Raw genomic sequence first — 12,206 nt, forward strand, 5'->3', positions numbered from 1 at the left:
TGCACCAGGATTTGGTTGAATCTCTGATTCTTCTTACTTTTATGTTTCAGCGCCCTCTCATTTGTACTGACTTTACAGACGGCTTGCAGCGTTTGGTTCATTTCATCCCTGCCTTGGCGATGGGTGGCATGACGCAGATTGTTTTTCTCCATGTCGTTCCATTGGTTGAGAAAGCAGGAGTTCCGCGAGCGGATACTGAAAAGATGGATCGCGCTCAGGAACAACTCGCGATCGCGCTCAACGATCTGCCTGCTGGGGTTGACGTGAAGGTAGAAGTTCAAGCTGGAAAAGCGGTTGATGCCATTGTTCAGGCGACAAAGACCTATGAAGCCGATGTGATCCTGTTGGGAACACAGAGCCGAAATCTACTCACTGAAAAGCTGTTTGGCAGCACCACCATTGCCCTTGCGAAGGAAGCTAATATTCCGTTATTCACCATCCGTCCTCAGTTGATTTCGACCTACACCTCAGAAGAACTAAATTTGCGGTGTCAACATTTGTTTCGCGATGTGTTGTTGCCTTACGATGACAGCGATGCTGCAAAATATACGGCTGAGCAGATCAAGCAGTTAGCGCAGGCAAATGGCAATCACTGCATCAGAAGTTGCTTTCTCTGTTGGGTGGTTGAAGGTGGTGGCAGAACGGCGCTATCGGCTCAGGATGAACAAAACTTTATCACGCAAAAGCTAGAGCCGCTCCGGGATCAATTGCAAGCGGTGGGAATTCAAACTGAGATTGAAGTTCGGCATGGAAATCCGATGGCTGAGCTATTGATGGCGGCGCAAGAGTTGGAGATTAGCACGATCGCGCTTTCATCGAATAACGTCAGCCCTTTGTTAGAGTGGTCGTCTCCTAGCTTTGCGAATGAGTGCGTGCGTCGCAGTATGCATCCTGTGCTTTATTTCCCATTCAAAAGATGATTGTGCCGTCGCGTCCTAAAGCAGTGTGGTGGCGCAGCGAATCGCCGTTATTCCGTCAACGAATCAATCGTTTGTCTTGCTTCTGCCCCTGCGATCGCACAGCGCTGTTTGCGATTCGCAAGTAGCAGCGCCAAGCACCGTGCGATCGCAGGGACTAACAGCCGAATACTTACTTTGAACCGGATCACGCTACCTAAATAGAAAGCGATACGGTAAAAGTTGTACGACCGGGAATACTATGAACTGCGATCGCGCCTTCGTGCTTATCAATAATTTTTTTCACAATGCTCAACCCTAGTCCGCTTCCTTCTCCCATGGGTTTTGTTGTGAAAAACGGCTCAAACAATCGAGAGTGCAAATCGCTGGCAATCCCGGTTCCAGTATCGGTGATGCCCACTTGCACCCAAGAAGAACCGGCAGCCTTTGCCGACTCAACTTTAGTGCTAATGGTTAGCGTTCCGGTATAGTCCATCGCTTGGATGGCATTGTGAATTAGATTTGCCCACACTTGATTAAGTTCATCAGGGCAGCAGCGAATTAGAGGAACCTCCTCGTAATCTCGCACAACGTTTACACCGCGCTTAATTTTATTAGCATAGAGCATAAGTGTAGTTTCAATGCCTGCAATCACATCTGCTTTCACCATTGTGCTTTCGTTATCTTTGCGAGCATAGGTTTTGAGTGCAAGCACAACTTTAGATGTTTGCATTGCCGCCGTCTCGATCGTTTGTACACTGCGCTGTGCGCTCGTTAGTTGATATACCATTGTAAGAATCAGATCTCGATGCTTGTCATTTAGTATTGCGTCTGACGATGCAATATTTTCATAAATTCCAATATCCATTAGCGTGTCTGCAACCTGATCGGCATCTGTAACCTGGCGTTGCTCTAACTGTTGAATTAAGTTGCGTTTAAGCTGCCGTTTTTCCCGGGACGATCGCGCCGATAAACTTGGGAGAGAGGCTTGCGATCGCTGTAAAAGGGCAAACAGATCATCTCGGCGCTCGGCGGAAAGGAGGTGTAAAACGTGAGGAAGCTGTTGAAGATCGTGCTTAAAGAAAGTAGAAACATTTTCAACAGATGAGCAAATGGCTCCAAGCGGGGTATTCATTTCATGGGCAACGCCTGCCACAAGCTGACCTAGAGCCGCTAGCTTCTCAGATTGAATTAATTTTGTTTGGGTTGTTTTAAGTTCGGCTAACGTGAGGCTTAAATCTTTATTTTTTTGCTGTAATTCCTGTTCGGTTTGCTTTCGATCGGTGACGTTCCGAGCCACCCACATCGCCGTGTTTTGATCGATAGGCGAAATGCTTGCATCTGACCAAGTTGTTTCTCCGTCTAACGTGAGGCTATATTCTACAGTGATCGTTTCTTGCAACGTTAGAGCGCGTTGAATATAACCCAAAAACTGATCAGCAACCTCAGAGGGAAACACCTCGTGTAAGGTCTTGCCGAGGCGCTTTTCATCAGGATGATAAAGAATCCGCTTTTGGCTCGTTTCGGGGATTTTGATGTGGCGACCATCGCGATCGTAGACAAAAACCAACTGATCCATTGCTGCAAATAAGGCTTCAAACTCTGCATTAGCCTGGACAAGAGCGCGAGTCCGTTCTTCGATGTACGGCTCTGAAAGGTTGCTCAGCCCGCCTCCAGATAATTGCCCATCGGCTTCTGTGGACGCAGAAACCGGTTGACTAACGGGGCTGAGATTTAGGCGAGACAGCCATTGCGCGGTTAAAATGCTAGCTGAGATCGCGCTACCGGATGCGATCGCGGCTAGCTGCAAGGTTTCTCTCACGCTGTAAGATGAAAGATAGCTCATAAGCCCCACTGTGCCGACAATTGGAACGACAGACGAGGCGATGAGAACAAATCTGAGCGGTAAACGTTGGTTTTGCATGGGCTATTTCAAGGGCAACGTAAACCAAAACTTAGCTCCTTGACCCGCCGCACTAACGACGCCAATTTCCCCGCCATGAGCCTGAATGATTTGGCGAGAAAGATACAATCCTAAGCCAACACCGAGCGATCGTCGTGCCCGTTTCCCTTGGGTATATCGCTCAAACATAGATACCTTTTCCAGGTCAGGAATGCCAGTTCCATTATCTTCAACACTGCACCTGACAACGCCATCTTCAACAGAAGCGCAAATCATAATGCAAATACCAGGAGGATTGTGTTTTAGAGAATTATTAATTAGATTCTCAAACACTCGTCTTAGCTGGAAGGGATCAATAGTAACAAGCGGTAAATCGGGTGGAACGGCGTTGATTAGTTTAGCTTGCTGTTCGGTAGTGAATGGTTCTAGGTCTGCTGCGATCGCGCTTACAAAGGCGGCTAAGTCAGTCGGTTCGTAATGAAGCAACGTTCCCTGAGCATCGCTCAACTGAATTTGCAGCAAACAGTCTAGGAGCTTGAGTTGTCGTTCACTGCTTTCAATCATTCGATCGATCATCGATCGGGTGAGGGGAATCGGATCAGACACCAGCTTTTGTAAGCGCCTAAAAACTAATAACGTTCCGGTTGCTGGAGTTCTTAGATCGTGGGTGACAGCGTGTAAGAACTCATCTTTTAAGCAGCTTAGTTTTTCCAATTCCTCCATTTTTTGTTGCAGTTGCTCAGTCCGCTCCTGAATCTGTACTTCTAGCGTTATATTTAATTCCTTAAGTTTGTTGGTCTGGGCTTCTAATTTTCGATCTTTTAAGTAGTTTTGTACCGCTTCGGCGATTGTTAAGTTAACATCTTCCGGCGTCCAGGGTTTGGCAATATAACGATAGAGTCTAGCATTTCGCAGCGCATTGCTCACTGCTTCTAAATCTGCTTGCCCACTAATCATAATATTGAGCGTCTGAGGAGAGCGATCGTGGATGCGCTGCAATAAAATATCTCCTTTTAGCCCAGGCATAATGTAATCTGCGAGCACCAGCGCAACCTCATAATTCTCGCTCTGAAGTTCTTCAAATAGCTCTAGGGCTTCTTCTGCGCCTTCTGCGGTTTCAATGAGGCAGCTATCGCCCAACACGCGCTTGAGGTCGATTTTAAGGCTTTCAAGAACGGTTGGCTCGTCATCTACGCAAATCACAACAGGTTTACTCATGTTTAAACTTGTCCTAGCTTGAATAGAGACACAAATTGCCCTTCAAATGTTACGTTCTTCAAAGTGTTTGTCCTTCAAATGATAAAGGGCTGGCTCACCCAAATTGCTGAAGCGAGTTCAGGCGTTGCTGCATGCAGGATTTAGCTTACCCTCGCTGGTTCTCAGGTAAGGGCAGATCCATCGATTCATATCTAAGTTCAGCGCTCCTCTGCTTCACAGAGTTACCTAAGTTGGGCTGATAGGAGCGTTGCCAATAACATACCAAAAAGGCTGTACAGCAAATCTGCCGACAGCCTTCTCGCAATATTAGTTTAACTAAGAAAATCCAGGGAGACTATCCTATTATCTCTATGCCAAACACTTGCCCAAAGACCTTTTCTACTTTGTAACCCGAATCGATCGATTCCATCGGGTCTTTTCGTAAGCGATGGCGCAGGCACAGAGGCGCAATCCGACGAATATCATCAACCGTTACCTCGGTGCGACCCTCAAGTGCCGCCAGTGCTTTGGCAGCGCGGTTAGTCACGATGTCTCCCCGCAGACCATCTACATCTAATTCAGAACAAACTTGAGAAATTTTAACGCGCAAGTCATGATCGATCGCGATCGATCTCAATCGTGACTGAGCGTCTACGATCGTTTGTTGAAGCGCGTCTTGCTGCGGCTGATAGCTCTCAAGAAAGGGAATTGGGTCTTGATCAAACTCAGTACGTTGTTCAACAATTTGCACGCGCAACTCAGGCTCTTTCACCGTGCGAATTTCGGCATGCATGCCAAAGCGATCGAGCAGTTGGGGACGCAGTTCACCTTCTTCTGGGTTGCCAGAGCCAACTAGGACAAACCGAGCGGGGTGGCGAATCGAGATGCCCTCTCGCTCAACCGTGTTCCAACCTGACGCCGCCGAATCGAGCAACACATCTACCAAGTGATCATCGAGCAGATTGACTTCATCCACGTAGAGGATGCCCCGATTTGCCCGTGCCAGCAAGCCCGGTTCAAAGGCTTTTACCCCTTCAGAGAGCGCTTTTTCAATGTCGATCGTGCCGCACACTCGGTCTTCTGTCGCACCCAACGGCAGATCCACCATCATCACTTTTTTCTGAGCCACCGGTACGTCTGATCCTTGCTCGATCAGGTGACGCACCTCGTCTCCCATCAGTTCAGGATCGCTGGGATGGCTGTTAAAGGGGTCATCTGCCACGACTTCGATTTCGGGCAGCAGATCTGCCAGCGCTCGAATCGTCGTTGATTTGCCCGTGCCGCGATCGCCCATGATCATCACCCCCCCGATTTTGGGGTCAATGATATTAAGAAGCAGTGCCAGCTTCATTTCTGCTTGCCCGACGATCGCGGTGAAGGGGAATACTGCCCGACGGCGAGGATGAGCCACAGTGGCGCGTCCGTTTTGTGATCTAGCTTCTGTCGTATAGGTCACGGGATATCCTGAAAAATTTAAGACAATTTTAATAGGCGTCCTTTATTGTGACATATTGCGGGAAGCGAAAACCAGGGAAGACCAGGGATGAAAAAATAGCTAGACTGAGTTATTCAAAACCAGGGGTTGTGTAGCACAAGGGGCGAGTATGGCGAGTCAAATTCCGGTGGTGGTCAATGGTGCGACGGGGAAAATGGGTCGCGAAATTGTAAAGGCGGTGTCTCAGGCGCAAGACATGACGCTGATTGGTGCGATCGCACGCAATCCCAACCATGTGGGCGAAGATATTGGAGAAGTCATCGGTTGCGGGGCGTTAGAAGTGCCTGTGACCAATGACTATGAGCCGATGATGGCAATGCTGTCTCAAGAAAAGCAATTGGGCGTAGTGGTGGATGTAACCCATCCGGATGCGGTGTATGGCAATATTCGCTCTGCGATCGCCTATGGCGTGCGCCCCGTTGTCGGCACAACTGGCTTGAGTCTCGCTCAGATTCAAGAATTAGCCGAATTTGCCGATAAGGCAAGCACAGGATGCCTGATCGCCCCAAATTTTTCTATCGGTGTTGTGCTGCTTCAGCAGGCAGCCGTTCAAGCTTCTCAGTATTTTGATCATGTGGAAATTATTGAGCTTCATCACAATCAAAAAGCGGATGCTCCTAGCGGAACGGCAGTGCAAACCGCACAATTATTGGCAGAGCTAGGCAAAACCTACAATCCGCAACTTGTCGAGGAAACGGAAAAAATAGCGGGGGCAAGAGGCGCACAGGCAGAGGAAGGAATTCGGATTCACAGCGTACGGTTGCCGGGTTTGGTCGCCCATCAGGAAGTGATTTTTGGAGGGGATGGGCAAATCTATACCCTGCGGCACGATGCTAGCGATCGCACTTGTTATATGCCTGGAGTCTTGCTGTCGATTCGCAAAGTGTTGCAGCTTAAGACGTTGGTGTATGGGCTGGAGAAAATTCTCTAACTGTCCGGCTTAGACAACGTTCGACCTGCTTCTCCCAACAGTAGGAAAAGCAGGTCGAGAAAGTCTCCTATCTTGCGAAGAGCGCTACGTTATGGCTTGAGGTCAGGGGTGGGAAGGATGGGCGTAGGCGCGATCGCACCCATTCCTACCGAATCCAACAGCGACATCCAGTGTTGACTCAGGGCTACATCGTCAGGTTGCGCCTTCCGCAAATCATCTAACGTCAGCAGCGCGTTCCACCAAACCCCCGACTCAGCATAGAGAAACGCCTTTTCCTGCGGGGTAGCCTTGGCTAACCGTTGGCTGAGCATCGCATCGGGCTGAATGCGTTCTAGCTTGCCTTCGATAAGGGTTGCCGTCGAGCGATCAACCACATTTGCCAGGAGGGACACAGACCAACGGTACTGGCTATTTACTTCTAGCGGGGGTAAAGAAGCATTCTCAAAATTCACCCGCACGACTCCAGGCATGGGCGGAACCGCCATCTCTTTCTTAAACAAGGTTTTCTTGCCATCTGCCGTTCTAATTCGCAAAACCATCATTTTGGCAGAGGTCTTTGGAATGTAGACCATCAACGTTGGATAGGCATCTGTCGTGTATCCAATGCTAGTTTGAGGGGCGATCATTTGCAGTTGGTTGACTGGCTCGCTGCCGCCTCGGCTTGCCCCTCCCCGCGTAATCGAAAGTGTCCCTCGGCTGGGCGGTCTAAACTTGAGAACTGATTTTGCCATCCCTGTGTCTGCAATACCTGCCAGTAAAAGGGTTAGCGTTATCAATGCGAGAGATTGACGTTTGTTAAACATAGGAAAATTGATCTGTTTGTGTTAGGAAAACCAGCGCGATCGCAGGGGATTAAGTCTTTGAGAAACCCCAATTTTTAGAGTTCCCACTCGTTAGATTGAGCAAGATTGTGAGAGACACTCTTTCTTCTGACACATGCGATCGTGGCTCTAACGCGCTACTACTAAAAGACAAGCGATTTCAAAGCGCAGATCACTTGTTTTACTGCACATCAACCCTGAGCCAAATTCACCAATGACTGTTTCTCCCAATCACGCTGATCAGCTTGAGAAGCTGCGCGATCTTGTTAAAGACATCGAATACTGTATGCTGACAACCGTAAATCCAGACGGTAGCTTGCACAGCCGCCCCATGGCACTCAATCACGAGATCGAGGAAAATGGCGATCTTTGGTTTTTCACCTACGCCAGTTCTTACAAAGTCGATGAGGTAAATCACAATCACCACGTCAACGTTAGTTTTGCTGCGCCAAATAAGCAAACCTATGTTGCCCTGTCTGGTCAAGCTGAATTGGTACGGGACAAGCAAATGATGGAACAGCTTTGGGTTCCTGATCTCAAAGCATGGTTTCCCAACGGAATAGATGAGCCAGATATTGCTTTACTGAAGGTCAGCGTTGAGAAAGCAGAATACTGGGATTCCCCTTCTGGGATTGTGGCAAAAACTATAGGTTTTGTGAAAGCAGCCACAACCGGAGAAGCAACCACTATTGGCGAAAATGAAAAATTTGACCTGAAATAGCCCAGCCTGCCTCTGAATCTAACTCACAGAAGCACAGGTGCGAATCGCAAAAATATCCCGCTAGTTTTGGCATGAGATTAGCGGGATTGTCTATTTTGAAGCCTGGTTCAAGTTGGTTTGAATCCCCAAACTCTAGAGGCAAATTTTATGTTTTTGGGTCGCTTTGCACAAATCCTTGCACAAATTATGTAGGTGTAATTGCAGGCTCCTAATACAGTTAACATAAGAGATCAAGCTAAGCTGTATTACAGAAGATTGAAGTATGAGCATTTACGATTTTCAAGTCACTGCGATCGATGGCAACGCGCAGGCATTGGACACCTACCAGGGAAAGGTTTTGCTGATCGTGAATGTTGCTAGCAAGTGTGGCTTCACCCCACAATATGCTGGGTTAGAGGCTTTATATCGAAAATATAAGGATAAAGGGTTTGAGGTCTTGGGGTTTCCCTGCGACCAGTTCGGGCATCAAGAACCAGGCAACGAAGCCGAGATTCAAAGTTTTTGTTCGCTCAACTATGACGTCAGTTTTCCACTTTTTGCCAAAATCGAGGTGAATGGCAATCAAGCTCATCCGCTTTACCAGTACCTCAAATCAGCCCAGAAAGGGTTGTTTGGCACTGAGGCAATCAAGTGGAATTTCACTAAGTTTTTGGTCAATCAGGACGGGGCGATCGTGCAACGGTACGCGCCAACAGACACCCCAGAGCGGATTGAGAAGGATCTTGTGCCGCTACTGAGCTAGAAGTAAGCGGGCTTTGTGTCTTACAATCTGCCAAGAAATTTGCCAAACGTCAAACCGACCCGATCATCGCTAAATCTCGTTCCTCAGCAAAGTTTAACCCTCGCTTGGCTGCCAAAGCTGGCACGTCTTCTCTAGTTGCCATCTTCTTTAACCCAGTGGGTCAATCTCAAGAATTCCACACTGAGCGGCTTTGGCGACGAGTATGGGCAGCGGAAGGAGGAAATGTTGCAGCGATATAGAATAGATTGTGAAGTAAAGCGAAGGATAACGGTTGTGATGGATGCAGCAGCACCTCAACGTTCTGACGAAACGGTAGAACTAGCGCCAAATTATGCCATTCCGAGCGTGTTAGTTTTTGTTGGTCTCCCTTTTGTGTTGATAAATCTGTGGGTCGGAAGTGCGATCGCGCTTTTTGGCATATTCTTACTGTTTCAAGCTGTCTCCCTTCGGTTACGATTTACCCCCAGTGATTTAGATATCTATCGAGGCGAGACGCTAATTCGTCGTTTTCCTTATCAAGAGTGGCAAAATTGGGAAATCTTTTGGTCGTCTGTGCCCATTCTGTTTTATTTTCGAGAAGTTAAAAGTATTCATTTCCTACCCATCATTTTTGACCCTAAAATGTTACGGACTTGCCTAGAGCAACGCTGTCCTAAACCGTAACGGTCTGATTTTATGCCCTGTACCCCACTGTCTATTTCATGAATTCTGACGAGTTGCCCACTGCCCACCCTGATCCAGCGCTTCATCCATCGAATGAGCCTTCTTCCCTGTCAGACCCTGCTGCCAACAAAGCTTCTACAGAAACTGACTCTCGCGAAGCAAATCTAACTCAGCACATCTTAGAACTACAACAGCAAGAACAGGATCTTAGGCAGGAGATCAAGGCGCTAAAGGTAACGCGCGCCGAATTGCAGGCTCAAACGTTGGAGGCACAAGTGAGTTTTGGACGGCTCGTGCAGCAAAATTTGAGTGATTTAGAGCAACGTAGGCAGACCCTGCAACTTGCGATCGAACAACTGGAACGCCGTCAAGATCGGATTCGTAACGAAATGCGAACCACCTTTGCCGGAGCCTCTCAAGATATTGCTATTCGTGTTCAGAGCTTCAAAGATTATCTGGTCGGCAGTTTGCAAGACCTCGCGATCGCGGCAGATCAGCTAGAGCTACAAACGTCACCCGCACCAGTTCCCTCCATCCCGCCACCTCGCAGTGTAGAACGGATCACGCCTTCAGAAGCACCCCGGCAAAAGCCAACTCCCAAATTTGCGGAAGAGAAATTTCAAGACGAAGGACGCCAAGTTCGCAGCATTATCGATCAATTCCGCAACCAGCCCGACTACTATGGACCGGTCTGGAAACTACGTCGCACCTTTGAGCCAGTTCACGCTGAGCGAGTTTCAAACTGGTTTTTCACCCAAGGCGGCAAAGGCGCAATCCGCACGATGGGATCTCGATTGCAGAATATTCTGATTGCCTCTGCCACTATTTCGATTTTGTATAACCTCTACGATGATCGCCTGCGGACGCTTATTCTTGCCAACTCTCCAGAACGGCTAGGCGAATGGCGACGGGGGTTGCAAGATTGTCTGGGAGTATCGCGCAGCGACTTTGGCAGCGATCGCGGCATTACTATGTTTGAAACCCCCGAACAACTTGCCCTCAAAGCAGAACGGCTAGAAAAAGATGGATATTTACCGCTCATTGTGATCGACGAAACCGAAGAAGCGATCAGCTTAGCGTTGCTGCAATTTCCGTTATGGCTGGCGTTTGCGCCGACTCCGCAGCAGCTTGTTCAGCAGCAATCGTACCTTTACTAGAACTGGGTGAAGAAATGGGTTGCTGATTTTTCGGCTCTCGTTACGTTTACAATAAGCCCATCTTTGCTCCTTTTTTGCATATTCTATGCTGCCCTGGTTTATCAATAATGGACTTCTGCTCCTTTTTGCCTATCTGCTTGGCTCGATTCCGACGGGCTATCTGGCAGGGCGAATGTTGAAAGGAATCGATATCCGCCAAGAAGGCTCAGGATCTACAGGCGCGACGAATGTGTTGAGAACCGTTGGAAAAGCGCCTGCGATCGTAGTTCTGGCGATCGATATTCTCAAAGGCGCATTCGCAATTTTGGCAGTAAAATATGCCTTCGCGCATCTCCCTGGATGGCTCTATTTTACAAAAGTTGTAGACGTAGGGCTTGCCACTTGGCAGCCTTGGATGGTAGTGCTGGCGGGATTGCTGGCATTGCTGGGGCACAGCAAATCGATCTGGCTAAACTTCATGGGCGGAAAATCGGTTGCGACCAGTTTGGGAATTTTACTGGCGATGAATTGGATGGTGGGGATCAGCACGTTGGGCGTATTTGGGTTGAGTATTGCGATCACCCGAATTGTGTCGATTAGCTCAATTTTAGGCGCGATCGCTGCCGCTATTTTAATGCTCGGATTTGGGCAACCCTTGTCTTACTGTTTATTTGCGATCGCAGGCGGCACGTATGTAATTTGGCGACACCGCACTAATATTCAGCGTTTGCTGGCTGGAACCGAACCCAAACTGGGGCAGAAACTTACTCCAGAACCAGAAGGCGATCCCACCAGTTAAGCTGCCACCACGGTTTTGAATGGAGTCGGCTCAGCCATCGCCTCTCTAAACCCATGAAAGCTGCCCTGATCGATACCATCAGAGCAGCCTTAAGGGATTGTGTTTAGTCTTTCCGAGGGTTAAACAGACTGGGCAATTTTGACGACCTTGCCTTGCAGCTTTTTGCGTCCGAGACCCATCCCACCAACAGCTAAAATGCCCAACAATGCGCTTGGTTCAGGCACTTTTTTAGGAGGGGGCGGTTGCACGATGCCGCCGCTTACCTTATCACTACCAGCACCAACATCTACTTGCTGAAACCGTCCTGCAACGCTGAGCGAACCATCCTTGAACCCGCTTAGAAACGCACTTTCAAGGATTTTTGCGTTGAGGTTTGTACCACTAAAGAGGAAGCTAACCGTTGCCGACTCTCCTGCTTTTAGACCTAAATTGGCGTTGCCTCCTGCAAAGCTTTTTCGAGGAGTGCTGATGCCAACATCATAGGTTCCATAAGGTGGGAGGGATACATTCTTCCAGAGCTTTGTGAAATTGCTGCCGTTGGAGGATTGTAACGACACGTTTAGCCCAGACACGATATCAAAAGCAACGCCAACTAGGCTAGACTGATTGGCTCCCAGCCCAACAGTGCCATTTGTATTGTTCGTCATGCCCAAATTGAGCAACACGTTAGAGTCGCTTTGAACAAAATCGAAATTTAGTTTGGCAGTAGAGCCTGTGTTCTCTGTGCTACCAAACTGCGGATCGATTGCGAGAGTAAATGCCTGTGCCGAATTTGGCATGATGGCAGAAGATGCTGCGATCGCGGCAGTGGCTAAAGTTGCGATCGCCGCGGCTTTAGAAAGATTCATCAAGTTCATCATCTGAGTTGTTTCAGGTTTAAATAACGGTTAGAGGAGTTTGCT

13 protein-coding genes are annotated in these 12,206 nt (G+C 48.5%); 7 read left to right on the forward strand and 6 right to left on the reverse strand.

Annotated elements, in window-relative coordinates:
* Positions 1–41 precede the first annotated feature (41 nt).
* A complete protein-coding gene (locus GS601_RS18125; RefSeq protein ID WP_162424703.1) occupies positions 42–920 on the forward strand; it encodes a universal stress protein in 879 nt (292 codons plus the stop codon).
* Positions 921–967: 47 nt separating this feature from the next.
* On the opposite strand, the gene GS601_RS18130 is transcribed toward GS601_RS18125, so the two are convergent.
* From GS601_RS18130 to bchI, 4 genes are all read right to left on the reverse strand, one after another.
* On the reverse strand, positions 968–1,108 hold the full coding sequence (locus GS601_RS18130) for a hypothetical protein (protein ID WP_162424704.1): 141 nt from the start codon (positions 1,106–1,108) through the stop codon (positions 968–970).
* Between the two features lie 5 nt (positions 1,109–1,113).
* Positions 1,114–2,820 carry a PAS domain-containing sensor histidine kinase gene (locus GS601_RS18135; RefSeq protein WP_162424705.1) on the reverse strand — a complete coding sequence of 569 codons (1,707 nt, stop codon included), beginning with the start codon at positions 2,818–2,820 and terminating at the stop codon, positions 1,114–1,116.
* Between the two features lie 3 nt (positions 2,821–2,823).
* Positions 2,824–4,017 (reverse strand): hybrid sensor histidine kinase/response regulator, encoded by a 1,194-nt coding sequence (locus GS601_RS18140; protein ID WP_162424706.1) that lies wholly within the window; start codon positions 4,015–4,017, stop codon positions 2,824–2,826.
* Positions 4,018–4,351: 334 nt separating this feature from the next.
* Entirely contained in the window at positions 4,352–5,452 is a 1,101-nt protein-coding gene (gene bchI / locus GS601_RS18145) for a magnesium chelatase ATPase subunit I (protein WP_162424707.1), read from the reverse strand.
* Between the two features lie 148 nt (positions 5,453–5,600).
* Between bchI and dapB the strand changes: the two genes are divergently transcribed.
* Positions 5,601–6,422, forward strand: coding sequence for a 4-hydroxy-tetrahydrodipicolinate reductase (gene dapB / locus GS601_RS18150; protein ID WP_162424708.1), 822 nt, complete (start codon positions 5,601–5,603; stop codon positions 6,420–6,422).
* A gap of 89 nt (positions 6,423–6,511) precedes the next feature.
* Here dapB and GS601_RS18155 read toward each other — a convergent pair whose 3' ends face one another.
* Entirely contained in the window at positions 6,512–7,225 is a 714-nt protein-coding gene (locus GS601_RS18155) for a DUF928 domain-containing protein (RefSeq protein WP_162424709.1), read from the reverse strand.
* A 232-nt stretch (positions 7,226–7,457) separates the two neighbouring features.
* Between GS601_RS18155 and GS601_RS18160 the strand changes: the two genes are divergently transcribed.
* From GS601_RS18160 to plsY, 5 genes are all read left to right on the forward strand, one after another.
* Positions 7,458–7,964, forward strand: coding sequence for a pyridoxamine 5'-phosphate oxidase family protein (locus GS601_RS18160; protein ID WP_162424710.1), 507 nt, complete (start codon positions 7,458–7,460; stop codon positions 7,962–7,964).
* 262 nt (positions 7,965–8,226) lie between these two features.
* Positions 8,227–8,706 carry a glutathione peroxidase gene (locus GS601_RS18165; protein ID WP_162424711.1) on the forward strand — a complete coding sequence of 160 codons (480 nt, stop codon included), beginning with the start codon at positions 8,227–8,229 and terminating at the stop codon, positions 8,704–8,706.
* Between the two features lie 135 nt (positions 8,707–8,841).
* Positions 8,842–9,369, forward strand: coding sequence for a DUF3119 family protein (locus GS601_RS18170; protein ID WP_338017071.1), 528 nt, complete (start codon positions 8,842–8,844; stop codon positions 9,367–9,369).
* 38 nt (positions 9,370–9,407) lie between these two features.
* The gene (locus tag GS601_RS18175; RefSeq protein ID WP_162424712.1) at positions 9,408–10,526 is read left to right on the forward strand and encodes a DUF3086 domain-containing protein; all 1,119 of its coding nucleotides are present in this window, start codon (positions 9,408–9,410) and stop codon (positions 10,524–10,526) included.
* 85 nt (positions 10,527–10,611) lie between these two features.
* Positions 10,612–11,304 (forward strand): glycerol-3-phosphate 1-O-acyltransferase PlsY, encoded by a 693-nt coding sequence (gene plsY, locus GS601_RS18180; protein WP_162424713.1) that lies wholly within the window; start codon positions 10,612–10,614, stop codon positions 11,302–11,304.
* Between the two features lie 119 nt (positions 11,305–11,423).
* Here plsY and GS601_RS18185 read toward each other — a convergent pair whose 3' ends face one another.
* Positions 11,424–12,164 carry a PEP-CTERM sorting domain-containing protein gene (locus tag GS601_RS18185; protein WP_162424714.1) on the reverse strand — a complete coding sequence of 247 codons (741 nt, stop codon included), beginning with the start codon at positions 12,162–12,164 and terminating at the stop codon, positions 11,424–11,426.
* Positions 12,165–12,206: the final 42 nt, after the last annotated feature.

Origin of the sequence: Myxacorys almedinensis A, from assembly GCF_010091945.1 — a bacterium.
In the GTDB taxonomy this organism is placed as follows: Bacteria; Cyanobacteriota; Cyanobacteriia; order Leptolyngbyales; family Leptolyngbyaceae; genus Myxacorys; species Myxacorys almedinensis.